25 protein-coding genes and 1 tRNA gene are annotated in these 24,728 nt (G+C 32.0%); 6 read left to right on the top strand and 20 right to left on the bottom strand.

All coding sequences use genetic code 11. From position 1 onward, the window contains the following. Nucleotides 1–34: 34 nt before the first annotated feature. Genes AC1EUU_RS01310 through AC1EUU_RS01335 form a run of 6 tightly spaced genes read right to left on the bottom strand, consistent with a single transcriptional unit; the run spans nucleotide 35 to nucleotide 6,306 of the window. Complete coding sequence (locus AC1EUU_RS01310) at nucleotides 35–493, bottom strand: phage tail protein (RefSeq protein ID WP_480199569.1); 459 nt, start codon at nucleotides 491–493, stop codon at nucleotides 35–37. Between the two features lie 32 nt (nucleotides 494–525). Continuing rightward, nucleotides 526–2,502 (bottom strand): phage tail sheath family protein, encoded by a 1,977-nt coding sequence (locus tag AC1EUU_RS01315; RefSeq protein ID WP_480199571.1) that lies wholly within the window; start codon nucleotides 2,500–2,502, stop codon nucleotides 526–528. A gap of 16 nt (nucleotides 2,503–2,518) precedes the next feature. Further along, the gene (locus tag AC1EUU_RS01320; protein ID WP_480199572.1) at nucleotides 2,519–3,541 is read right to left on the bottom strand and encodes a hypothetical protein; all 1,023 of its coding nucleotides are present in this window, start codon (nucleotides 3,539–3,541) and stop codon (nucleotides 2,519–2,521) included. A gap of 1 nt (nucleotide 3,542) precedes the next feature. Continuing rightward, nucleotides 3,543–4,127, bottom strand: coding sequence for a Pvc16 family protein (locus AC1EUU_RS01325; RefSeq protein WP_480199573.1), 585 nt, complete (start codon nucleotides 4,125–4,127; stop codon nucleotides 3,543–3,545). A 5-nt stretch (nucleotides 4,128–4,132) separates the two neighbouring features. Then, nucleotides 4,133–4,465, bottom strand: a complete 333-nt coding sequence (locus AC1EUU_RS01330) for a hypothetical protein (RefSeq protein WP_480199574.1) — start codon at nucleotides 4,463–4,465, stop codon at nucleotides 4,133–4,135. Beyond that, nucleotides 4,462–6,306 (bottom strand): glycosyl hydrolase family 18 protein, encoded by a 1,845-nt coding sequence (locus tag AC1EUU_RS01335; RefSeq protein WP_480199575.1) that lies wholly within the window; start codon nucleotides 6,304–6,306, stop codon nucleotides 4,462–4,464. The genes AC1EUU_RS01330 and AC1EUU_RS01335 overlap by 4 nt, the downstream gene beginning before the upstream one ends. 288 nt (nucleotides 6,307–6,594) lie before the next feature. Between AC1EUU_RS01335 and AC1EUU_RS01340 the strand changes: the two genes are divergently transcribed. The 4 genes from AC1EUU_RS01340 (at nucleotide 6,595) to AC1EUU_RS01355 (ending at nucleotide 9,054) form a co-directional block, all read left to right on the top strand. Beyond that, entirely contained in the window at nucleotides 6,595–6,981 is a 387-nt protein-coding gene (locus AC1EUU_RS01340; protein WP_480199576.1) for a hypothetical protein, read from the top strand. Between the two features lie 275 nt (nucleotides 6,982–7,256). Continuing rightward, nucleotides 7,257–7,622, top strand: coding sequence for a hypothetical protein (locus AC1EUU_RS01345; RefSeq protein WP_480199577.1), 366 nt, complete (start codon nucleotides 7,257–7,259; stop codon nucleotides 7,620–7,622). A gap of 83 nt (nucleotides 7,623–7,705) precedes the next feature. Further along, nucleotides 7,706–8,383, top strand: a complete 678-nt coding sequence (locus AC1EUU_RS01350; RefSeq protein WP_480199578.1) for a sensor histidine kinase — start codon at nucleotides 7,706–7,708, stop codon at nucleotides 8,381–8,383. Next, nucleotides 8,380–9,054: a response regulator gene (locus AC1EUU_RS01355; protein ID WP_480199579.1), complete on the top strand. Its 675-nt coding sequence runs from the start codon at nucleotides 8,380–8,382 to the stop codon at nucleotides 9,052–9,054. The genes AC1EUU_RS01350 and AC1EUU_RS01355 overlap by 4 nt, the downstream gene beginning before the upstream one ends. 201 nt (nucleotides 9,055–9,255) lie before the next feature. On the opposite strand, the gene AC1EUU_RS01360 is transcribed toward AC1EUU_RS01355, so the two are convergent. From AC1EUU_RS01360 to AC1EUU_RS01400, 9 genes are all read right to left on the bottom strand, one after another. Continuing rightward, nucleotides 9,256–9,609: an SPW repeat domain-containing protein gene (locus tag AC1EUU_RS01360; protein ID WP_480199580.1), complete on the bottom strand. Its 354-nt coding sequence runs from the start codon at nucleotides 9,607–9,609 to the stop codon at nucleotides 9,256–9,258. An 11-nt stretch (nucleotides 9,610–9,620) separates the two neighbouring features. Beyond that, nucleotides 9,621–10,091: a YHS domain-containing (seleno)protein gene (locus AC1EUU_RS01365; protein ID WP_480199581.1), complete on the bottom strand. Its 471-nt coding sequence runs from the start codon at nucleotides 10,089–10,091 to the stop codon at nucleotides 9,621–9,623. 27 nt (nucleotides 10,092–10,118) lie between these two features. Beyond that, nucleotides 10,119–10,472 (bottom strand): hypothetical protein, encoded by a 354-nt coding sequence (locus tag AC1EUU_RS01370; RefSeq protein ID WP_480199582.1) that lies wholly within the window; start codon nucleotides 10,470–10,472, stop codon nucleotides 10,119–10,121. A 68-nt stretch (nucleotides 10,473–10,540) separates the two neighbouring features. Then, nucleotides 10,541–11,599 carry a helix-turn-helix domain-containing protein gene (locus AC1EUU_RS01375; RefSeq protein WP_480199583.1) on the bottom strand — a complete coding sequence of 353 codons (1,059 nt, stop codon included), beginning with the start codon at nucleotides 11,597–11,599 and terminating at the stop codon, nucleotides 10,541–10,543. Nucleotides 11,600–11,810: 211 nt separating this feature from the next. Beyond that, nucleotides 11,811–12,230 (bottom strand): GNAT family N-acetyltransferase, encoded by a 420-nt coding sequence (locus tag AC1EUU_RS01380; RefSeq protein WP_480199584.1) that lies wholly within the window; start codon nucleotides 12,228–12,230, stop codon nucleotides 11,811–11,813. After that, the gene (locus AC1EUU_RS01385; RefSeq protein ID WP_480199585.1) at nucleotides 12,227–12,778 is read right to left on the bottom strand and encodes a TetR/AcrR family transcriptional regulator; all 552 of its coding nucleotides are present in this window, start codon (nucleotides 12,776–12,778) and stop codon (nucleotides 12,227–12,229) included. Before AC1EUU_RS01385 ends, AC1EUU_RS01380 begins: the two co-directional genes overlap by 4 nt. 241 nt (nucleotides 12,779–13,019) lie before the next feature. Then, nucleotides 13,020–13,496 carry a hypothetical protein gene (locus AC1EUU_RS01390; RefSeq protein WP_480199586.1) on the bottom strand — a complete coding sequence of 159 codons (477 nt, stop codon included), beginning with the start codon at nucleotides 13,494–13,496 and terminating at the stop codon, nucleotides 13,020–13,022. 145 nt (nucleotides 13,497–13,641) lie between these two features. Continuing rightward, on the bottom strand, nucleotides 13,642–14,409 hold the full coding sequence (locus AC1EUU_RS01395; RefSeq protein WP_480199587.1) for a hypothetical protein: 768 nt from the start codon (nucleotides 14,407–14,409) through the stop codon (nucleotides 13,642–13,644). 199 nt (nucleotides 14,410–14,608) lie between these two features. Beyond that, a tRNA-Pro gene (locus AC1EUU_RS01400) sits at nucleotides 14,609–14,683 on the bottom strand. Between the two features lie 219 nt (nucleotides 14,684–14,902). Here AC1EUU_RS01400 and AC1EUU_RS01405 point away from each other — a divergent pair. Further along, on the top strand, nucleotides 14,903–15,916 hold the full coding sequence (locus tag AC1EUU_RS01405) for a type I phosphomannose isomerase catalytic subunit (protein ID WP_480199588.1): 1,014 nt from the start codon (nucleotides 14,903–14,905) through the stop codon (nucleotides 15,914–15,916). 6 nt (nucleotides 15,917–15,922) lie between these two features. Here the strand turns inward: AC1EUU_RS01405 and AC1EUU_RS01410 are convergent, their stop codons facing one another. The 5 genes from AC1EUU_RS01410 to AC1EUU_RS01430 form a co-directional block, all read right to left on the bottom strand. Continuing rightward, on the bottom strand, nucleotides 15,923–16,660 hold the full coding sequence (locus AC1EUU_RS01410; protein WP_480199589.1) for a phytanoyl-CoA dioxygenase family protein: 738 nt from the start codon (nucleotides 16,658–16,660) through the stop codon (nucleotides 15,923–15,925). Between the two features lie 10 nt (nucleotides 16,661–16,670). Further along, nucleotides 16,671–17,762: an acyltransferase family protein gene (locus AC1EUU_RS01415; protein ID WP_480199590.1), complete on the bottom strand. Its 1,092-nt coding sequence runs from the start codon at nucleotides 17,760–17,762 to the stop codon at nucleotides 16,671–16,673. Between the two features lie 2 nt (nucleotides 17,763–17,764). Then, nucleotides 17,765–19,603, bottom strand: a complete 1,839-nt coding sequence (locus AC1EUU_RS01420) for a sodium:solute symporter family protein (RefSeq protein ID WP_480199591.1) — start codon at nucleotides 19,601–19,603, stop codon at nucleotides 17,765–17,767. 114 nt (nucleotides 19,604–19,717) lie between these two features. Then, nucleotides 19,718–20,428 carry a LytR/AlgR family response regulator transcription factor gene (locus tag AC1EUU_RS01425; RefSeq protein WP_480199592.1) on the bottom strand — a complete coding sequence of 237 codons (711 nt, stop codon included), beginning with the start codon at nucleotides 20,426–20,428 and terminating at the stop codon, nucleotides 19,718–19,720. Next, nucleotides 20,425–21,315 carry a sensor histidine kinase gene (locus tag AC1EUU_RS01430; RefSeq protein WP_480199593.1) on the bottom strand — a complete coding sequence of 297 codons (891 nt, stop codon included), beginning with the start codon at nucleotides 21,313–21,315 and terminating at the stop codon, nucleotides 20,425–20,427. The genes AC1EUU_RS01425 and AC1EUU_RS01430 overlap by 4 nt, the downstream gene beginning before the upstream one ends. 355 nt (nucleotides 21,316–21,670) lie before the next feature. Here AC1EUU_RS01430 and AC1EUU_RS01435 point away from each other — a divergent pair, with 355 nt between their 5' ends. Continuing rightward, a complete protein-coding gene (locus AC1EUU_RS01435) occupies nucleotides 21,671–24,718 on the top strand; it encodes a TonB-dependent receptor domain-containing protein (protein ID WP_480199594.1) in 3,048 nt (1,015 codons plus the stop codon). Nucleotides 24,719–24,728: the final 10 nt, after the last annotated feature.

Consider the following 24,728-nt stretch of genomic DNA (forward strand, 5'->3'; position numbering starts at 1 on the left):
TAAAATTGTTATGTGTTTAATTTAGTGTTATTTACTACCCGCCATTTTTAATGGTTAGTCCTTCATGTGCCAATTCAATAGTTTCTACGGCTACTTCGTTGGCATCAGATTTTAGATCAGTTCCAGTAATTTTAGTAGGCCATGCATTTGCCAATGTCCATGTCATTGTAGGCTTTGCCTTTTCATCTAGTAATTGAATAACTACGGTTTCCCTTTTAATGGTATTCATTTTAATAGCATCATACCACTTCCAGAAATTATTGTCATTCACAAAAACTCCTTTTTTAAGAGTTACATTTCCGGTTTTTGCAATTCCCGGCATTTTAATAGTTGAGAATTGTTTACTGTCACCATGTCTATATTCAATTGGTTGAGTTTCAGTTTCCAATCCGGAGATTTCCTGAAACGAAACAGTACTGTCTTGCGATCCTAAGTTTACGGTGAAGTAAAACTTGGGTAATGGCCAAACGGCGTCTTGAGCTTCTCCTGCCATGATATTATAATTTTAAGTTATTATTAATTGTATTAAGCTTTTTGTTGCTGTTGTTGGAATGTTATTTCAATGAATTCAGCAGGATGAGACAGTGCTACTTTTACGGCGACTCTCATAATACCTTGTTGAATATCATCATTGGTCATAGTTACTCCTAGTCCAACACTTACAGAGAATGCATCAGCAGGTTTTGGCCCTACTAGCGCACCTTGTTTCCAAAGTCCTGTTAAGAAATTGCTAATCATACTGGTAACATTTACCCATGTATTAGCATCATTAGGCGCAAAGACATATGCTTTAGCCGCATCTTTAACAGATTGTTCAATAAAGATTAAAGTTCTTCTAATGTTTACATACCTCCAGTCATTAGAATTACCATCAAGGGTACGTGCACCCCAAACAAGATTTCCTTCACCTTTAAAGGCGCGAATGGCACATACAGATTTACCGCTTAAAGGAACATTTAAGTCTTCTTGCTCTTTATGATCAATTTTTACTGAAGGTTTAATCACACCTTGCATAGCTACATTAGCTGGAGCTTTCCAAACGCCATCATTATTATCTACTAGGGTATAGATTCCTGCCATAGCAGCACTAGGAGGGATGAGGTTTAATTTACTTAGAATTTTTCCTTTTAAGAGCTTATAACTTTTACTCAAATTATTTAATGCGGCATCTGCTTGTTCTAAAGACATTTGAGGTTTATTGTTTGCATCTAAAGAGAAGGCTGAGATTAACTTTACATATTCTTTATCAATATTTTCATCTTTATCAGTAAACTCTGCAGTAAGCATACTTGAGATATCATTATAGGTATCGGTATCACTTACAAAGTTTAAATATGAAATATCTGAAGATTGATAGATAGTGGTGTGCAACCAAGGATAGTATGCTGCTGCATAGCTATTGTTTTTTGGTAGTGTTCCAGATACCTGGTTTCTAAAAATATCAACCGGTCCATCTCCTAAGGCTGGTTTTGTATAGCCGCCCGGTATATCAAGAATTGCTATTCTGCTCATCATTTTCGCACAGTGATTGATCATTTCTCCTTGTAATGAGTAAGCATTTGCAACCGGATCAATCTCTACCAAATCAGGAATAACCAGCATGGTAGGTTCTGTTTCTTTTTCAAGGAGTTTAATCGCCTCCGAAAACTCGGTAGTGTCTGACAATGAAGACACTGTTGGGTCATACGATCCTATGCTCATCACATAGCACTCACCGCCGCCATTTTCATAGAAAAACTTCATGCTGCTATACATTCTGTAATTCGCTGTTTTTCTGGTTAGACTATATGAAAACCCACCATATTTAAAATCTGCAGTTTTTGCAATGGCGTCATAGGCCGCTTGAACTGTATTAAGATCTGCTGGTTTTAGTGCGGTATCAACTTTACCTTGTGCTGCAGTTTTTTTTCCTGGGTCTTGAGGAAATTTAGCAGTTTCAGTATCTAAACCTTTTTGAGCAGCTGCAAGACCAGATACCCATGTTCCAAAACCATTATTTAATGCCGAAGTTCTGGTAACAATGGCTTGGGCTTTAGTTTTTTTATTTGTTGCCAGTGTTAGCGCATTATTTGCTTTGTCAAGTTCAGCTTGAGCATCATCGACTTTTTGTTGTAGCGGAGGTTTTTTAGCAACATCTGTTTCGGCTTTTAAGTTTTTGTCAGCATCAGATTTTGCTTTGTTTTTGGCTGCTACGTCACTTTGAGCTTGACTAACAGCTGTGCTTGCTGCACTAGAGGCTGTTAGTAGTTCTAAAAATTTTTCAGGGTCTAAATCCATTGAAATGGCATATTTTACCTGTGGAGGCTCATTACCAAACACTGATAAAAATTCTGCCAGAGATCTAATTTTAACAGCTTTTTTTACTAAGCTATTCCCGTTATAAGACGTTTGTGCGGTATACCCTATAAATGCAGGTACTGCTGTTGCAACGGGTACTACAGCATTACCAAAGGCATCTAACTCTTGAATGTATACCCCAGGTGTTTTCATTGTTGTTGACATAAATTTTAATTTTTAATTAGATATAAACTATAATTGATGAACAGAATGATTTTTTATTTTCTTCTGTATTTAATATTCTTAATTCTTCAGCTTCCAGGTTAGGAAGTTGTATTTCGAGCTCGTTATTTCTATTGGAAAAAGCATCTGAATAGGCTACTTTCAGCAAAGGAGTTTTTTCAAAGTTTGCTTTTAGAGGATTGGGTTTTGATGAAATGAATACTTTAGATGTTTGCCCTCCGATAATTTTTTGATCATTGGTGCTTTTATACGCTTCTCCATTCATGCCTAATACTTGAAGATCTACATCTTCTTCATTCCATTCTTCCGGTATAATAATTTGGTATTGCCAAAAAACTGATCGCTCTTTAAAGTCAAGTGTAAGTTTTAAGTCTTCATTAGCCGACTTAATAATCTCTTTTAAATCTAGTTTTAGTATCCCCAAACATTTTTCTGAAATGATGGTTTCGAAATGAAAGAATGCTTCTTTAAGTTTATTATTAACCCATAGTTGATATGCTCCATTTTTTAAATGCTTAATATTTATCGGTGCATATTTTTTATCTTGATCAGGTTGTTTTTGAATAGTATTACCATCATTATTCTTTATTTCAAGCGTAGTATCTTTAGTAATTAAATCTTGAAAGTTATTTTCTTGCCTTATCGTTATAGTATCTTCTGTAGATACATTTTCTTTCTTTTGAAGGTTTGATTTGCCATTTGTGTTCGTAAAAAAGAATAGTTGGGGCAACTTTACAGAAGGGATTTCAGTATAATTAAAAAACAAAGGATCTTCAATGAGAACCTGAAAATAGAAGGCATCTAGTTGTTTGAATTCTTCTGTAATTTTTAAAGTTGTATTTTCTGTAGAGCCTATGTAAAAAGCAAATCTGTTTTCTTGTTTTTTGAAGATGATATTATAATTTTTGAATGTCTTATTTGTCTTCAAAAATGGTAATAGCTGAATTGATGAACATACTCCATTTTTGAAGTAATTATTATTTACTTCAATTTCTAACCATTTATGATAGTGCATATTCATATTAATTTTCTTTCGGATTTAATTGATTTCCTAAACCGGCAACACCTTGAACTTCTTTTTCGATTTTGTTGTCTTGCATGGTTATCATTCGCATTTTATAGACAATTGATGGCACATATTTAGCTCCGATACCACTCCAAATATGACTAAGTTCAGTTATAGGGATGTTGAAAATTTCTAGTGTCAACTTGCTTAGTTGAGTTGGCATTTTTGGATTTTTATTTCTTGCGAAATATGGATTAGCTTGTAATAATTGTATAACACCAGATAAAATTTTAAAGGCTTCTAAGTAATTTTTTGAGGTATAGTTTGCAGAGATGAGCAGGTAAACATTTAAAAAAACCGGAGGAGCAACCTTGCCAAAGACGTTAGTATTTCCTGTTCTATAATTACCATTATAATTCATAAAGGTTTCATGCTCTAAATTAATTACAGAAATAACAATTTTGTTTTCAATATTTTCTGTTATGCTACCGTCAGGATTAATAAGACTGCTCATTACAACCAAATCTTTATTGGTTTTAAATGTTCTCTTCAACTTTTTATTGAGGAATTTTGTTAGAAAGAAAAGTGCTTGATCAATCATATTTTTTAGCTTTCATTTTTTTTAGTCAATTCTGAAATAGCGCCTACAACTGCTCTTGTAAAATAAATGCCGGCAATACTTATTAGATAAGTGATTACCAACGGAGAGTTTATTTTAAGGCTCTTTCTGAAGTCAGAATTCATATATATATTTATGAGGTCGGTATAATTGTTTAATACGGTTCTCATGATTAGTGCAATGGGTAATGCGAGTAGCAAGACAAAAAGTATCCATAGAAACTCTTTTGCCAGTATTTTTTTTAGTGCAGTAAAAATTTTCTTCAATTTTCCTGCTTCTTTGCTTAATGCTTCTTTCTCTTTTGCAAGGGCGCTACTCATGGCAGGTTTTTAATTTTATGTTGAATCATTTTATTAATAAAGTATATAGCAATGGCACCTACTACAAAACCAAATGCTAATACTTTTGACTTTGTAATGCTATTTTTTTCCCAGCCTATAGCAACTAATAAGAATATTAGCACAAAGAGTGTATAGTAAATGGTTAAGGCCTTATTGCTAAAAAAGTACATGCGTGTATTTGGTTTAAACATTGCGATAATAAAACCAGCACCACCAAATATGACCACAAAGGCAAGTATATATGGTATCAATGCTCGATATGAATTTGCATTTTTTAACAGCGCATTAAAACCAGCTATTACTTTTTTCCATAAGGAGACTTTTACTTTGGGTTTCTCTTTTGGTTTTAGATCTTCTTTACATGGAGGATTTAAACACTTTGGTGGAGGCGGTGGAATATTTGCTTTTGTGGTGTCTACTACAATTACAACAATTGAATCGGGATATTTTAATATTACATATGGATCGGGGTATGGAGGATAAATACCATTATCACCAATGCTGAAAATAGTATCTATTACTTTCCAATAGTTATCAAATTTTTTATCGTAGCCCAGTGCCCATATTCCTACGCCTTTTAATTTCTTCTCTTTTATGAAGTTCATTTTAACGGCCATAGAAGAATCACTTTCAAACCAGATTTGACGAAATTGTCGTTTATTTTTCGTGGAGCTATTATTAGAAATATAGCTATACCATGAACTTTGGCTTATGGTATCATATTTTTCTTGAATCTCTGGCGAACCATTCATAATATTGGTGATATAGTCACTAGTTCTACCACCAATATATTTGTTAATTTTTGATCCTTTTTTTCCGGTTTTAGTGTCCCATACGTTACCGTAAAATGGTAATGCAAGAATAAGACTATCAGCATTTATACTATTAGCTAAGTAATAGTCTACGGAAGTTGTTAGATTGAAGGGGTCCCAAAATTTACCACTGTTTAAAGGAGCCACCGGTCCTGCTACTTTACTGGTAGAGCCATAGTAGTTATACCCCAAAATAACAAACCGATCAACTATTGGGGTAAGAACTTCAAAATCGAGAACCTTATTCCAATCTACTGCAGGTACAGTTAGATATAATAAATAGTTTTTGTCAGCTTTTTTTAGCTCTTGACTTAATAAAGCAATAAAACTATTATAGTTTTCTCTTTGAGATTTTAAAATACCTTCAAAATCTAGGCAAATGCCATGAGCCTTTCTTTTCTTTAGTAATTGAATGACATTGGAAATAAGCACATTGCCTGCTGCCGAGTTACTAAGAAATTTCTTGTTATTTGTATTGCCAAAATTCGAAACTGTTAATAGTACTTTTTTATCATTGTTTAAAAGTGAATCAATAATAGGAGTGGTCTCCCAATCATGTATACTTTTGGGTTCTCCTGTACTGGGATTAACCTCATAAGAAAAGTACGCCACAGTTGTTAAAAGAGAATAGTTTAAAGTTTTATGTAAATCTTTTTCCCAATGAGGGTACCAGCCAAATATTTCATGGCTAAGCTCATTTGTTGTATTACGTAAAAAAGGAATTGAATCTTTTAACTGATCTCCTGAAATGGTAAATCTATAATCTACATTCTTGCGTGTAAGTTTTTTATGCCAGCGTATATATCTTTTGGCTAATCTTGATGAATCACTATGATGAAAGAAGTTCTTAAAAGAAAGCATTTTTTCTATTGCTTTGAGTCCTTTTTTCAAACCACTTTTTTCTTCGGTTTTCGTTTTTGTTGAATCTTGGCAAAATCCTTTATGAGCTGTTAAATTAATACAGCTTAATGCAATAAAGAGGGATACTATTTTTAAGTTTAATTGCATTGTAACATTTACATAAATTCGTTATTAAGAAATGAAAATTTAAACGGCTACATGCAAATCTCTATTAAGGGTAGAAATTGCTCATTTTTGAGAAAATAATATTATAAAGAACCTAAAACTATTCCTATAAGTATTTACACGTAAATTTTATGATGGTACTAGTATAAATGCTGATTTTTAAAAGAATGAGTGGTGTGAGTTAAAGTAATTTTTGGCGTTTAAAATCTTATTTAATGAGATTATTCGCTATATTTAGTTCATTATTAATCAACTTAAACCCCTTCAATCATGAGCTCAAAAGACAAAACGATCTCCTTAAACAAAGCGAAAAAATGGACTAAAGAATGGCGTTCTGTAGAATCTGAGTACAACAAGTATAACGAGTGTAACGCATTCTTAGTTCCGGCAGAAGACCTAGAAGCTGTTCTTCTTGAAATAAGAGATCAACCCGGTATTAGAAAAGTACGTACTTACTTGGGAGTTGATAAAGATACTCAAGAAGAAAAGTTAATCATCGTGGGTACCAGACCCGAAAAACAAAAAGATGGAAGCATTATTTATAGAGACATCATTAAGTCTAAAGTTGATCATGATGATGATCCTGAAGATAGTGGTATCTGGGATTTTTCAAAACCATGCCCTCCAGAATGTGATGAATCTAGCCCATTAAATTAATGGGCGATTTCCTAGACTTAATAAGGGATATAACTATTTATTTTTCAATGTTCTATCCTTTATTGTACATAAAGTCTTTTAATAAAAATAGTAAGCCTTTTAAGTACTTTACCATTTATTTAATTGGCATTGGGGTTATACAATTTCTATTGGTTTTTATTGTTAAAATGCGCTTAGGAAGCAACATTTTTTTATCACATTTTTATTTTATTTTTCAATTCATTTTCCTTTCACTTTTTTATGCTGAATTGTTAAAACGTAAACGAATAATTATTGTGTTAACCGCAGCGGTTTTATTGATAATTGCCTACCAATTTATTGATGATCCTACTTTATTTCATAGATATAACCCTTTGGGCTTTATTGTAACGCAATTGCTAATAGTAATTTATTCGATTCTGTATTTTTATAAATCACTATCTAAACAAAATGAATTTTTAATAGTAAATATTGGTGTTGCCCTTTATTTACTATCTAGTATATTAATTTTTGCTTCTGGAAACCTGATTTTTAACGATCGTATTCCAGAGTCTGTATCTGGAAAACTCGGTGATATTAATATCGTTTTATATTTAGTTTTCCAAATTTTAATTTTTGCTGAATGGTGGAAGAATTATTCAATACCGAAAGCCAAATTGTAAATATTATTCTCATTGCGATTAGCTTGTTGTTATTAATGTTAATTTCAACAATATTATTCTTCTATTTTTCTAGACGACGCATTATGAAGTCTCAACTAGAGAAAGCGAATCTTGAATTAAATCATCAAAAAGAAATTTTACAGTCGGTAATTATTACACAAGAAAAAGAACGCGAACGTATTGCTCAAGACCTGCATGATGCGATTAGTTCTAAACTAAATGTTGTTTTCTTAAGTGGCACTAATTTACTTGACGAAAACATAGATTCTGAAGCCACTAAAAAGATCGGGAATAGTATCATTAAAGTTACTTCTTCGGTTTTAGAAAGTTCACGGAAGATTGCACATGATTTGTTACCGCCTACACTACAAAAATTTGGACTAAAAGCCGCACTCGAAGAGCTTTATGAAGAACTAGATGATGTACATAAATATGATATTAATTATGAAGTGAATTACTCAGAAAACTTTTTAGAATCGAATAATGAGCTGCATCTCTTTCGAATTGTTCAAGAACTAATGAATAATTCAATAAAGCATTCTAAGGCGACATCACTCTCGTTTTCATTAAAAACAAAGGAGAATATATTATCTTTAACATATAAAGATAATGGTAAAGGCTTTATTCTTGAAAACCTTCAAGGAGTAAAAGGGCTAGGTATAAGGGGAATTGAAAATAGAGTAGAAATTTTAAAAGGTAATCTAGATATAGATAGCGAATTAGGTAATGGAACAACAGTAACCGTAGTAATTAAAAAATGAGTTTAAAAATTAATATTGCTATAGTTGACGATGAAGAATTATTTCGAATAGGAATTTCTCATATTATTTCAAGAGATGAGAAAATCAATATTATATTTAAAGCATCTAATGGTGAACAATTATTAGCATATCTAGAAAATGAAGATGAGCTTCCCGATATTATTATTATGGATATTAAAATGCCAGTAATGAATGGGGTGGAGGCAACAAAAATTATTACGAAGCAGTATGAGGATATTGGTATAATAGCACTTACGACCTATAATACAAAACCATTTATTAGAAATATGATTAATGTTGGGGCAAGCGCTTATCTTACGAAGAATGCGGCTCCTGATAAAGTAATCCATACCATAAAGCAAGTTTATTATAATGGCTTTTATTATGACGAACATGTGCTTAAGACGATTAAAAGACGTTTTGCTCCTGCCGACGAAATTCCTTCGAAATCTTTTTTTGATGAGAGTTTTTTAACCCTTCGTGAAAAGGAGGTGCTTGAACTTATTTGTGAGCAAAATACAACTTCAGAAATTGCTGAAAAATTATTCATCAGTCCTCGTACAGTTGAGGTTCACCGTAAAAATTTGTTAGAAAAAACGCGTGTTAAGAATAGTGCAGGGTTAGTCGCTTTCGCCATTTCAAACGGTTTGGTGCAGCCTTTTTTAGAATAGAGTTTTACTTTATAATTAGAACTTTAAGTACTATTAAGTATTTCATTGGTGCGCGTATGTTGCGCAACCTTTTGTATACTGTAGTACGAATTTAATCGGAATACTATGGTGAAAAGTAAATTTAAAAAAGTAGCGACTTAAGATTAAACTCAAATCGCTACTGTTAATACACCTTCTTAAGAAATGTCAATTTAAAAATGGTTAAACCACCATTTCTGATTTATGTAAACTAACCACCGTTAGAATTGCCACTCCATTTATCCAATAATAATAAGCATCTATTCCTGTGAAGGAAAAGATAAAAGGAGCAATAATAAATACAGCGCCAACTATAAAATCTACAATTAAATGCATTCTGTATGAAATTACTTTAAATACTCCTAAATGGTGATCTGTTAACAAGGTCAAAATAAAAGCTGCGATTCCAGTAACAACTGAAAGTTGTAAAGCTAAAGTGTTGGAATCTCCTAATCTAAGTAGAAAAGGAAGTGTTATGAGCGCAATAGCAACCGGATAATCTAAAAAAGCATGTACTCTTTTCGTTACAAATTTCATAATTATAGTATTTAATTGTGAGTTTTACTGAGCTTCCCCCAATTCTTATCTGCAATACTTTTTAATTTAGAGTGATTATTTTCTGCTAACCAGAGTTGCTTAGCATCAAGTTCTACATTGTTTAAATACAAATAGTATTTTCCATCATTTACCAAAAATTTGCTTGGATCTACTCTAAATTTTGCCCCGGCATAACATCCAAATGCACAAAAACCGCCATATTGAGGAAGGTATCTTTCTGGGTTTTTGTCAAATGTTGATTTTTGAGTTGCTGATGTAAAGTAATACACTACTTTTTTGTATTCAGATTTGAAACTTTTAGTTCCTTTTTGCGCCAATCCTAGATCTAAATATGAAACCGGACTATAACCTTGTAAAGCTATATTGCTATTGTCAATGTTATTTGCCATTTTGTTTTGAGCAAATAATGATGTAGTAACTAAAAATACTACGAATACAATTGTTGTTCTAATTGTTTTCATTTTTCTAATGTTTAAAATTTTGTTTTATTATTCTGCGTTGAAGTATTCTTCATGAGTTACTTTCCCCTCATCATTCCAAATTCTACGGATAATTTCGTGCCAGTAAATCTTAGTTCCATCTTTCATATCAAAATCGAAAGTAAATTCTGAAGCGGAAACATTTCCATCTACGATCGAATGATGATGTGTTATACCGTTTACCTTTGCAATTGCTCCAGCAAAACCTTCCATTTTACCAATCATTTCTGATTTACCAGTGGTTCCTCCATTTCCGTAATCTGAGGTGTTTGCATTGTCAGCAAAGAATTCTTTTACAGCATCAACAATAGCTCCTTGAGAAACTATTGCATCCATTTTTTGTACTTGTTCTTTAATATTCATCTTTTGTGTTTTAAAATTACACTGCAAAGATGAGATGATGTTAAAGTTTGGTTGCTACAAAAAAAAGACTAAGAATTGTACTTTTTTAACTTAAATTCTGTAGGTGTGATTTTGGAATAGTGTTTAAAAAATCTCGAGAAGTGATTTGGTTCCTCAAACCCTAGTTGTCTAGAAATTGATGCAATAGATTGTCCTTCAAGAATCATCAATTTAGCAGAATTAACTAATTCTAAACGTATGAGCTGACCTAAAGAAATGTTCATTTTGGCTCGAACTTTATTTGACAATGCTTTTATGGATAGATTCATTTCATTTGCATAAAATTCAAGTGACCTCTCTTTTGTGTGATACTTTTGTAGAAGTTCTAAAATATCTTGTGTGAATAAATCTCTATTTTTATAATCAAAATTTTCTCTAAACTGTTTAGGTGTTTGACCAGTCGAATTTTTAAAAACCCTATTGAAATATGCATCATCTTTATAACCTAAACCATAAGAAATCTCTTGGATATTTTTATCAGTGAACGCTACTTCTTTAAGGCTTTCTTGAAGTTTTTTTGACGTCATTAAGTTTTTTACTGATAAGCCAACTTTATTTTTAATCAAAGCTTGGGCATTATACCCTCTGTCATTAATCAAGCTTACTAAGTCATTGCTGGTTAATTTATTATAATATTCTTTATCGATGATATCTTTTATGTCAAAAATAACTTGGTATTCCTCTCTATTTGCCTTAAAAGGGTTTTGCCAAAACCACTGTTTAGAAGATATATCAATAATATCTGCTGAATTGTTCGCCAAAGATGTTTCAGAGAGAAAGGTGTTGCATTCTTCACATTTTAATAAATCAATATAACCTAAAGAAATTAGGTGTTTAAATAAGACTCGTATATCATTGTTATAGAACTTATTTTCATTAGAGAATTCAATTTTTCTAACAATAAAGTCATCAGACAAGAATTTAATGTATTGTCCTTTTTCTAAAAAAATCGCTTTTTCTTGCCAATCAAAATAATTCTTAAAATCAACCTGAATGCTTCCTTTTCCAGAAAGAATATGAATCAAAGTGTGTCTTTTAATAAAATATACTTTATTAATTTCTGGTGAGAATTTTTCTACTTTTTGCATTCCGTGGGTAATAATTGCTAACGGTTTGTAACTAGTTTCATAGTGGACAGCTCCTCAGGAATTGTGCACTATAAAAATTATGTTTTTAAAATTAGTGTTTTTTGTTTAGAAGAAAGTAACAAAGGGTTATAGCTATTATTGTACGCAGCTTTAATTCCTTTTAAATTTTACTTCATTAGTTCTCTGTCCTTGATTTGATTTTTATTAATGATTAATATTTCATTCTTAGCACTTTTTGGTTCGATTCTTCATGCATATATTCATTAATAGTTTTAAAGCCGAATTTCTCATAAAATGGCTTTCCGATTTTATTTTGTTCAAAAACCTCTACTTCTAATTCTCTATGAAATTGTTTCATATGATTGACCAATGATGTTCCAATTCCTTTCGAATGATTTTTTGGATTCACAAATAATCCCCCAATTTCATTTTCTTTCATTGATATAAAGCCAACAATTTTATTAGAATCCTCATACACCCAGGTATCGGAATTAGGGAGATATGTCTTACTCATGGCATTTTTTACCATTTGTGTAAACTCATCATCTAAAAACGGATGTGCTATTTTAGAAGCTCGTTCCCATATATCTAAAAGAACAGGAATTTCTGTTTCGTTATATTTTCTAATCATTCTTCTATTTGTTTATATTTATTTAATAATTCTTCTTTAATCTTTTGTAAAGGATAGTCATTAAAAACTGATAAATAGTTTAATGCGATTCCATCAATTTCTGCGATAAACATGTAGCTAAGAATTTCACTTCTCTCTTTAGAAATTTGATCAAAAATTCTTTTTACAGCATTGAACAAAAAATTTGCTCTTTCTTCTATTTGAACACTTAATAACTTTCTAGTTGTTGGTTGAAACATTAGATTTAAGTTCAATTGAAATAATTGTTTGTCTCTTTCCAATTGATAAAATATTGTATTGATTAATTGTTGTAATTCAAGAATTGGATTTAATTCGGTTTTTGCGCTGTTATTCATTTCAATCATTTTCTCTGTTGTTTGAGAGAAAATCTCTAATAGAATAGCTTCTTTTGATTCAAAGTGATGATAAATTAAGCCTTTTGATACTTGTGCATCGCTACAAATATTTGACATTGATGTTTTTTCAAACCCCTTTTTTGCAAATAAACTTGTTGCTACTTCAATTACTTTATCTTTTTTGTTACTCATAATTTATGTAAAACCGACCGTTCGGTTTGTAAAATTATTAAATAATTTAAAAAATACTAGAAATTAACTGAAATATTTAATTTATAGAGTCCGTTTGTACTGCATACAGAAGTTTATGAACAGTCTTCGTTGTGCTTATTTGAGTAATTAATTTAATAAATAAAAATAGCGATAGTTCTTTTGTTAGTTATTTTTCGAAGGGAAAATCCGAAGAATTAACTAAACACCTTGTTAGGCAATGTTATTTTATTCCGAAATGCTCTATTTTCTGATGTAAAAGAGCAATTTCATCTTTAAATTCAGTTGTATTTTCAGTTTGGTTTTTAAGTAAATTTAGTTCATGTTTAAATTCCGTTTCAACTCCCTCAATTAAATACTCGTGTAAAATATGGTCGAGTAATGCCCATTCAAAATCAAGTAAGTCAGAAGTCAGTTCGTCCGGACTATTTTTTATAATTAGATTTATTTTCTTTATCAAGTCTAGAAAGTCAATTCCGTTTTTTTGATTAAAAGGATAAATTCCGAATATTATTTGGTTTTCAAATAATTTATCAAATTTTCGTTCATCAATTTTATCATTAATATCAGCAAAATAACTTTCAATAATTGATTCTCGATTCTTATTAAATTCCGCTCTAGTATTTTTCGAAATATGTTCATTTAACGGAAACGGAATACTCTTTAAATCATGATTAATTATGAACTGTTCGATGTTCATTTCTAATGTTGTCTAATGGTTTGTGTATGATTTCGTTAGCGGAATAGTCCTCTCGGATGATTCCACAACGAAATATACAAAGATTCTAGATGGTTGTGGCTAAATAAATAGGAACAATGAACTATACACGTTGTTGTACACCGTTTTAATTAATAATTGCGTTTTTAATCTTTCTTTCTTTGTATTGTAAAGTAGGTGTTTTCCAAATTTCAATTGAGTCATTTAAATTTAGAACTTTCATTTCATCCCTGATCGATTGCAAGGACACTTTTTGTTGTTTGTTAAAAACATTAATTGGATATATTTTTTTAATCTTTCCTTTTTTTATTTGCTCCATAGAGAAATTCCAAGATTTTTCTGAGTCTGGTTGATAAGAGGTAATTGATAAAGGAGTTGTTTTTACTCTCCATTCTCCACTTTCGCTTAGCGTTTCATCATCAGGATAGCAGTAAGCGTATTCAATATTCACAATATCAGCTATTTTTTTTAGGAAATAATCAACAGTATTTAAACTATCTTCTCCTCTGTGCGGCCAATTGAATTCAATATCAATCCTTTTAAGGGCTTGATATTTATTTGTCATGATACTGAATAATGAATGGTAGTTTTCTTCTTCCACTTCCACAGAAACTCCATTTAAACTAGAAACTCCTTTTTTGGAAAGTCGATTGGTAAATGCTTTTATTCCAAGAGTTCCATCTCCTTTTGATATCCCATAGCCTGAACCACTTATATCAAATGCTAACTTCGGTTTCTTATAGAGTTCATCGGTAATTAATTTTAAGACTTCTATTAATTCATTTTTCTCTTTATCGGAATAGTCAACTTTATCAATGTTTCCATAAATACGGAGATAATTCTTAGTGAAACTCTTTGCAACAGTCGTGTTAAATATCTTTTTAAAATAATCCATCCTTTATTATTAATGCTTTACAACGTATGTATAAACATATTACGTATACATCTATTATACAATAACTACAAATCTAATGGAATTTTAATTGCTGATAATTATATATGCGTAGCTACTATTGACATAATTCTCTAGAATCTAAACCAATATTTTGGTTTCTTAAAGATGGCCAATTCTCTAGAGAAACTTCGTTTTAATGTCGGGGTGAGAGGATTCGAACCTCCGATCTCACGCCCCCCAGACGTGCACTTTAACCGGACTAAGCTACACCCCGAAATATACTTCATTTTTAAGGTCAGCAAATATACGGTTTCTGTTATATATGTCTGAATTAAATGATAATTTTTGTACCAGATTATAAAATTAATTAAAACTAATTTTAAGCAATTATTCTAGAAAGATGCCTAGTTAATTTTTTCTCATTAATTTTTATGTTTTCTTTGTCAGTATCTTTAAGATATACTAATTTGTTTACTAAAGTCTTGATTATAAAATGAAACCGGAATCCACTAATATCATTGAGATTCAATACCCAATAAAATTTGAACCAATTTTAAAGGAAAAAGTCTGGGGCGGAGATAAATTAGTAGGTCTATTTAATAAAAAATCCACAAAAAATAACCTTGGTGAGAGTTGGGAAATATCTGATGTTGAAGGAGATGCATCTGTAGTTTTAAATGGTTACTTAAAAGGGGAGGCATTACCTGAAATAGTAAAAAAATATAAAGCTACTCTTGTTGGTACACATGTCTATAATAGTTTTAAGGATAAATTTCCCTTACTTATAAAATTTATAGATGCTAAAGAGCCTTTAAGCATTCAAGTACATCCGCATGACGATTTAGCTTTAGAACGTCATAATTCATTTGGGAAAACAGAAATGTGGTACATAATGAATGCCGAAAAAGCGGGCAACTTGATTGTAGGTTTTAAAAAAGACTCTAGCCAAAAAGAGTATCTTGAACACCTTAAAAACGGCACTTTAAAAGAAATATTAAACGATGATAAAGTAAATGAAGGTGATGTTTACTTTATTCCTACGGGTAGAGTGCATGCTATTGGTGGTGGAGTTATGTTAGCAGAAATACAACAAACCAGTGATATCACTTATAGAATATATGACTGGGATAGACCAGATCAAAATGGAAATTATAGAGAGTTGCATACTGATTTGGCCCTCGATGCAATAGATTATAAAGCTAAAGAGAGCTATAAGACTCCCTATACATCGAAAGAAAATGAAGAAGTTGAATTAATAAATTGCGATTATTTTACCACTAACCAGTTAAAACTTGAGAATAGAACCCATAGGGTGAAGAATGATAAAGATTCATTCATGATCTATATGTGTGTTAAAGGAAGTTGTAGCTTTAATTATGGTAATAACCAAACGGAATATTTACAACAAGGACAAACCGTTTTAATCCCCGCTGCTCTCTTAGACTTTAGCATACATACAGATACAGAAGTAACACTTCTTGAGGTTTATATTGAAGAGAAAAAGTAAAAAAAATTAGTTTTCTACCTTTCTATCACCGGTATGATCATATCCTTTTGAGCGCTCTAACTCAATCATCTTTTTAGGACGGTAATTAGTTATCAAAGCCCTTCTATGAAGTTTGGTGCTATTGCCCCTGCTATAATGAATAGTATTGCCATGATGAATAACACATGACCCTGCATTCAACTCAACATACACTGAGTTTTCTTCACTACCGTCGCATTTAAGCGCTCCTTTGTTTCCAGTTTGTACGTGGGGTAACGTTTTTTCTAAATGAGATTTTGGAGTATACCACATACAACCATTATCCAGATATGCATTGTCTATTGCTGTCCAACAACTTAAAGCTCGTTTATCTGGCATATCTATCCAATAGGCTGCATCTTGATGCCAAGGTGTTGGGCTATTCGTATATGGTGCTTTGTTTATAAGCATGTCAAAATCTAATTCAATATCATCTCCAAGTAGAACTTTCGCAATTTGAAGGGTTTTTTGATGTATTGGTTTAACCAGTAATTCTGTATGTATTTTACTGGGTACCATAATTTGAGTAATCTTCTCAACATTCGTTTTTTCATCAGTGTCACCCGATAAATCTGACCTGTATTTTGAAGCATCTATAGTATTATTTAAAAAATCATTATAGATTCCCTTATAATAATTTATTTCATGATTATTTATGAGATTCTCAACAACGAGATAGCCATTTGTTCTAAAAAAATCAATTTGTTCTTTTGTTATTGATAGCATAGGCACTGGTTTAAACTTTAATAAAAATCTTCTTTTTATACATAATATGCCCGATTAAGAGATAAAATAAAACTACCGTGAGGGCATAGAGCAACGAAGAAAATTTAGGGCTGAATGATGAAAAGTTAAACAGATGTTCATATATCCAAGAATGAATATTTTTATCACTACCTATTTTTGTTAAATAAAAGGATTTAGAAATAAAACTTGATAAAAAGTATACTGTAATCGCGTTCATGCCTACCTGCTTAAATATATTTCCAAGCTTCACCTGTTTAACATCTGTAACATAATAAACCAATGTCAATATAAGTAGGGCCCATCCTGTAGTTAACATTACAAAACTACTGCTCCAAATAGCTTTGTTTATTGGGAATAGAACATCCCATAAATAACCAATAATTATAAATAATAACGATAGATAAAGCAACAGGCGTTCCTTCTTATCTTTAGAAGATGCTAATATTTTACCGGTTAAAATTCCAAAAATGCAAGTAGCTATCGACGGAAAAGTACTCATTAAGCCTTCCGGATCATAGTCTGGTTTCCACATATGATTCTTTAAAATCATTGAATCAAGATACAATGCCCAATTATTTGGCGCTCTGTCAAAACTTGGTAAGTCGCCATTTGGTAATGGAATAAACCCTAGAAATATCCAATAGATGATTAAAATTGAAACACTTATTGCAATTAAAGCCTTCCAATTAAATTTTAAAAATAAGAAAGCTGATATCAAAAAAACAATACCTATTCTTTGGAGAACTCCTGGAATTCTAACTGATTCTAAGCCGGAAAAAAAAGGAAAATAGGGAAGAAACCAATTTAAGAATACTCCTAACCCAATTAACTTAAGGCTTCGTATAAGTATTTTTTTAGCGGTTTCCTGGTTTAGTGTTTTACTTTTATAAGCATAAGAAATAGAGATGCCAACAATAAATAGAAAAAAAGGAAAAATAAGATCGGTTGGGGTTAACCCATTCCATTCAGCATGTAAAAGCGGTTGATATACATGATTCCATGTGCCAGGTGTATTTACGAGTATCATGGCCGCAATGGTAAAGCCTCTTAAAATATCAACAGATTCAACACGCTGTTTCATATTTATTCAAAAATACTGGCCTTAATCTTATTCCACATTCTTGATAAAAGAAAACCAGAAATTAATGCCACAATCGTGAGCACAATAGCATAATTGTAGTCACCATAAATCCAATATCCCGTTGCAAACATGGCGCTATAAATTAAGATCATTGCTAAAATCATTGCCAAAATTCCAGAAGGCACACTCCAGGGTTTAGTATCGGTTACAATTTCTTGATTTGCATTTTTGGCATCAGCAATTGTTTTTTTCCATCCGAGACCTCCTGGTTGAATTTTCTTATAAAAATTAAACAAGGTTTGATCGGTCTCTGGTTTGGTTAAGTAGGTAACTGTTAGCCAAACAACTGTAGTAATTAGTACAACCATTGGGAATTTGGCATATGACGGGAAAATTCCCGCAACCTCAATTCCTAGCTCATTATTGTGTGTGAATAGCCATTCACCAATTGGCGTAAAACCAAAAATGATCGATACAATTCCAGAAACGAACATGGCAGAAATTTCGCTCCATGCATTGATTCGCCACCAGAACCATCTAAGTATAAATATTAATCCGGTTCCTGCGCCAAACATAATAATAAACTTAAATAACTGTAAGGCATCCTGTAAGAATAACGCCAGAAAGGCACTTAAAACCATAAGCACAACGGTTGAAAGTCTTCCAACTGCAACCAATTTTTTTTCTGACGCATCAGGATTGATTTGTTGTTTATAAAAATCATTCACTACATAGGAAGATCCCCAATTTAAATGTGTAGAAATAGTACTCATATAGGCTGCGACTAAAGAAGCCAGTACAAGACCTAAAAGTCCACTAGGGAGCTTTGTAAGCATAGCAGAATAGGCGAGGTCATGTCCTAGTTTATCTTCTGTTATGTTTGGAAATGCTTCTTGTATACTAGCAATATCAGGAAAAACAACCAAAGAAGCCAAAGCAACTAATATCCATGGCCATGGTCGTAAGGCATAATGCATTACATTAAAAAAGAAAGTGGCACCTATGGCATGATTTTCATCTTTGGCGGCCAGCATTCTTTGGGCAATATAACCACCACCTCCGGGTTCGGCACCAGGGAACCATGAGCTCCACCATTGTACTGCCAATGGAATAATGATTAATGTAATTAGCATTTCCTTGTTATTAAAATCAGGAAATATATTAATCTTGTCTGCTACATTTGGATGCGTTATTAAGTTGCCGACACCACCTACTTCTGGTAGATTTACACAAAAATAGGCGGCTCCAATTGCTCCACCCATCGCTACAAAAAACAACAAGAAATCGGTATATATTACCCCTTTAAATCCTCCAAGAGCACTAAATGTTACCGTTATTAAACCAGCACTAATTACAGTTTGCCAGGGCTCAAGGCCTAACATAATACTTCCAATTTTTATTGCAGCAAGTGTAACGCCAGACATGGCTATAATATTAAATATAACACCAAGGTAGATAGAACGAAATCCCCTTAAAAATCTGGCTGGTTTACCACTATATCTAATTTCATAAAATTCGATATCTGTAGTAACATTAGATTTTCTCCATAACTTGGCATATACAAAAACCGTTAATAAGGCAGTAATTAAAAATGCCCACCATTCCCAGTTTCCAGAAACACCATTTTCTCTTACCAAGTTTGTGACAAAATTAGGCGTGTCAGTAGAAAACGTAGTTGCCACCATAGAAACACCTAAAAGCCACCAAGGCATGCTTCTTCCGGATAAGAAAAATTCTGCAGAGTTTTTTCCTGATTTTTTCGAAACCCAAATACCAATAAATAGTGTGGTTGCAAAGAATAAAATAATAAGAACGTAATCAAATGTGCTTAATGATACCATAGTTTTATTTAAGGTTGGTCAATGTATCAAAATAAATAATCATTCGAACAATTTTTTCTACCATCAACACCATATTTATGCTGAATGAATATTTTTTATACATTAAAGAATTGGCTAATTAGTGTTTAAAATTATTTTTTTGGCATGATTGATATACTTTCTACCAATAGGGACTCTTTTCGAATTAATTTCGACTGAATTCCCTTCGATACTGGTTATTTTATCAACTGCAATTGTGTAAGACCTATGAACTCTTAAAAAGCGATCTTTTGGAAGTTCTTCGGTTATACTAGTTAACGATTTATGCGCGAGATAACTTCCGGTGGTGGTAAAAACCTTAATATAATCTTTTAAGCTTTCTATATAAAATATTTCGCTGTAAGTTATTTTTACCAGCTTTTTATCAACTTTTAAGAAAAAGTAAGATTCTTCGGTTGTGGCTTCGTCACTTTTATAGTCTTTTTGAATATGTACTTGTTGTGTAATCTTATTGATTGATTTTAAAAACCTATTAAAAGGGATTGGTTTTACAAGGTAATCTAAAACATCTAACTCATAACTTTCTACAGCATATTCTCTATAGGCAGTAGTTATTACGATATTAGGCTTGGTTTCTAATGTTTTAACAAATTCTAATCCGCTCATTTTCGACATGTTAATATCTAAAAAGATAACATCGATATGATGCGCTTCTAAAGTTTCAATTGCATCAATGGGGCTGTTAAAAGTAGCTATGAGATCAAAGTTTCGAAATTCATCTAAATAATTTCGAATCACGTCAATCGCTAAAGGCTCATCATCTATGATAATGCAACTAATTTTCATTGAATTGGTAGTATTAACTCTACAACATACTTATCGCCAAATATATTAGTTTTGAGTTTAAAGTTATTATTGTACAGTAGTTTTAATCTTCGTTTCACATTTTCAATTCCAATACCATGTTGTGTTAATACCTTATTTTCAGTATTGAAATTGTTCTCTACATTAAATAAAAGCGTATCTTCCTTCTTCTCAAAATTAATGTCTACAAAAATATCATTATTGTTTTTCCCTCCATGTTTAAAGCAGTTTTCAATAAAAGGTAAAAAAAGTAAAGGAGGAATCTTAACATCATCAATGTCACCATCAATATTTAATTTAGATTGAAGGTTTTCACCATATCTTAACTTTTCAAGTTCAAGATAACTGTGAATGTAATTAATTTCTTTAGAAAGTTTTATCGAAGACCCTTTTGCATCATAAAGTACATACTGCATAATCTCAGATAACTTTAATATCACTTCTGGAGCGTTATCCGATTTTTTAATAGTTAGAGCGTATAAATTATTTAATGTATTAAAGAAAAAATGAGGTTGTATTTGGGTTTTCAAAAAATTTAACTCAGAACGCAACTGAGCCTTTTGTAATTGTTCTGTTCTTTTCTTTTCAAAAACCCAGTCTGCAGTTAATTTAATTGTTGTTACTAGTGCTACATCATAAATACCTATTAAAAATACTACCACAATATGATTAAATGAATACGCCTTTTGTGGAGTATCTGACTCGGGCCATACATTTTCATTAATAAGATGATAAATCAATTCTGTTCTCACCACATAAAAAACACCAAGCGCAATTATAAAGTTAATGAGATAAGCGATGTATTTTTTCTTGAGTATATATTTAGGAAATAAATAATAAATATTTACATAAACCAAAATCATACTCATCGTAAAGGTTACCAGATTTGATTTTAATGAGTACCAATAATCTTCATAATAGCTTCCCCATCGAATAACATTAAATATGAAGTAAACACTCCAAAATATGACGTGGAATTTAATAGGTATAGTATGGTTCTTATTTTTAAAAGAGCTCTTCAAGGATTCGAGTAGAAATTACATTTTATGGAGTGTAAATATAGATATATAATTTATAAGTGATTATATTTCAGTGTTTATGATTGTTTAGAATATAAAGAATGTCATTCGTGTTTAAAATGATGTTGTTCGTATATTAAATTTTCAATTCTCTACTAGGCATGACTACTTTTAATGTCGATTTAACTAATTAAATAATTAATTTATGAAAAAAAGTAAAATACTATTACTTACAATTTTTTCCTTGATGTTATCATTTAGCGTTATGGCTCAAGAAAAAAGTATTTCTGGTACGGTTACATCAAAATCAGATGGTGCTCCTTTACCAGGGGTTAGTGTAGTAATACAGGGTACCGATAGAGGTACTCAGACAGACTTTGATGGTAAGTATACTATTAGTGCAGCAGTTGGAGAGGTATTGAATTTTTCATTTTTAGGAATGAAATCGATTGCAATAACTGTTGGAGACTCATCTACAATTAATGTAGCTCTTGAAGAAGATGCTGCAGCTTTAGATGAGGTGGTAGTAACTGCCTTAGGTATTCAAAAAACCAGAAGATCACTAACCTACGCTGCTCAAGATATAAACGCTGATGAGTTAAGTAAGGTAAAGCAAACCAATCCTGTTAATAGTTTATCGGGTAAAGTTTCTGGTGTTGTAATTAATAGAAGTGCCTCTGGTGTAGGTGGTTCTGTTAAAGTAACTTTAAGAGGTAATAACTCTTTTGGTAATAACCAACCTTTATATGTTGTAGATGGTGTTCCATTGTCGAATGCTTCATCTTTGGGCGCTCCGGGAGCCGGAGGAACAATTGGCGGTGGACAACCAACAGACACTTTTGGTAGCATTTCAGGAGGAAATCAAGATGGAGGAGATGCATTGTCACTTATAAATCCTGATGATGTAGAATCTCTAACTGTATTAAAAGGTGCTTCTGCTTCTGCATTATACGGTAGTGCCGGTTTAAATGGTGTAATTTTAATTACAACTAAAAAGGGTAAAGCTGGTAGCTTTAAAGTTGACGTTTCTTCAAACATTACAGTTGATGACGCGGCTTATTTTATTGATCTAAATGACGAAGCTCAAGGTAATGTTGATGACTTTTTAGATACAGGTGTAACGAATATAAATTCTGTTTCTATTTCTGGAGGAACTGAAAAAGCACAAACCTATTTTTCATATTCAAACAGTTTTGCTAGTGGCATTTTACCAACAAATAAATTGAAACAGCACACTATTAATTTTAGAGAAACGGCTCAATTTTTTGATGATAAATTAAAAGTAAGTGGTAATGTTTTAGCATCTACTCAAAATATTGAAAACAAACCTGTTTCTGGTTTGTATTTTAATACATTGGTTGGAACCTATGGATTTAACTCCCCAGGCGAAAGTTTATCAGATTACGAAAATTTTGAAGAATTAGACCCTGCTAGAAATATTATGACTCAAAGATGGTACAGAGCTACTTCAGATATCGAGCAAAACCCATATTGGATTTTAAACAGAAATGCAAATGAGTCAACAAATAAGAAATTATTGGCATCGTTAAGTTTAGATTTTAAAATTAATGATTGGCTCTCTATTCAAACTAGAGGAACATATGACCAGTCTTTACTAAATTTTGAAAGTAGAATTTATGCTACAACCGAAGCAACTTTAGCTCCTTTAACTGGTAGATATATTGTTAACGAAAGTGATGTCACGCAATTGTATGGAGATATTATCGCGACCATTAATAAAGATTTTTCTGAAGAAATTTCCTTCAATGCTAATATTGGTGGTAGTATAACAAGAAATAATACCGAAGTATTTAATGCAGACTCTGGTACAAATGGAGGTTTGCAGTTTGCAAATGTATTTTCATTACAAAATTTCAACGCAAACGCTTCAGTATTATTTAATCAATCTAGCTTGAAGAATAGAACAAACTCAATATTTGCAAGTGCTACTATCGGGTTTAATGACAAAATATTTGTAGACCTTACGGCAAGAAATGATTGGACATCGACGTTACCAGATGGCAATAATTCTTTCTTTTATCCTTCGTTTGGTTTGACTGGTGTTTTAAGTGAGTTATTTGATTTAGGCGAAGGTATTTCTTTTGCCAAGATTAGAGCTTCGTATGCTGAAGTTGGTAATGGATTCGCAACTGATGCAATTGCACCGAATAGACAAATTTTATTTGGTGGTGGAGTGAGTCCTACAGATCCTATAAGACCTTTCCCAGGAACAATTCCAGAGCCAGAAAGACAACGTTCTTTTGAAATTGGTACCGAATGGAAATTTTTGGATAACCGTTTAGGTTTTGATATCGGATATTACCGCACAAGCACCATTAACCAATATTTCCCTTTCCCAACATCAGCAGCAATTATTGGTGCATCAAGTGCTGGGTTAAATTCAGGAGATATTGTGAATAGCGGTTTTGAAGGTACTGTTTATTACATTCCTGTTAGGAGTGAAGATTTTGAATGGACAAGTACATTAAACTTTGCCGCAAATGATAACGAAATCAAAAGCATCTACGATGGAACGGTCTCAGATGGATTAATTGAACCTTCATTCTTCGTGGTTTCGGCAAAAGGTGTAAATACTTTTGGATCCTACCTTGTAGAAGGTGGTTCATTCGGTGACATTTATGCACAAGTAGTAAGAAGAGACGCAAACGGCACACCAATAGTTGATGGCGGTGCTCTTTTACAAGATGAGGATGGTCTAGTAGATGGACTTAAGAAAGTAGGTAATGCAAATCCAGATTTTACTTTAGGTTGGAACAACTCTTTTGAGTATAAAAATTTCACTTTAGACTTTTTAATTGATGGTAAGTTTGGAGGAGAAACTGTAAGTATGACCGAAGGTATTGTTGAAGGACTAAGTAATAATACAGCTAGAGAAACGGCAAACGGAACCATTAATGTGGTTGATTTAGGAGGAACCCCGTCTACTTTAACTGCTCAAGAATATTACGGATTAGCGGGAGGTAGAAATGGTTTTACAGGCGAATATGTATATAGTGCAACAAATGTGCGTTTGGCTGAAATAGCATTAGGATACAGATTTAATTTATCTGAAAACTCATTCTTTAAATCGATAAGAGCTTCATTAATAGGAAGTAATTTATTCTTCTTTTATAAAGATGCACCACATGATCCTAACATAGCATTAAGTACAGGAAATGCATTACAAGGTGTAGATGTTTTAGGTTTACCTTCAACAAGAAGCACTGGATTGAATATTAAATTAACATTTTAAAAAAGTATTA

It is taken from the genome of Maritimimonas sp. 2205BS37-2, from assembly GCF_056591755.1.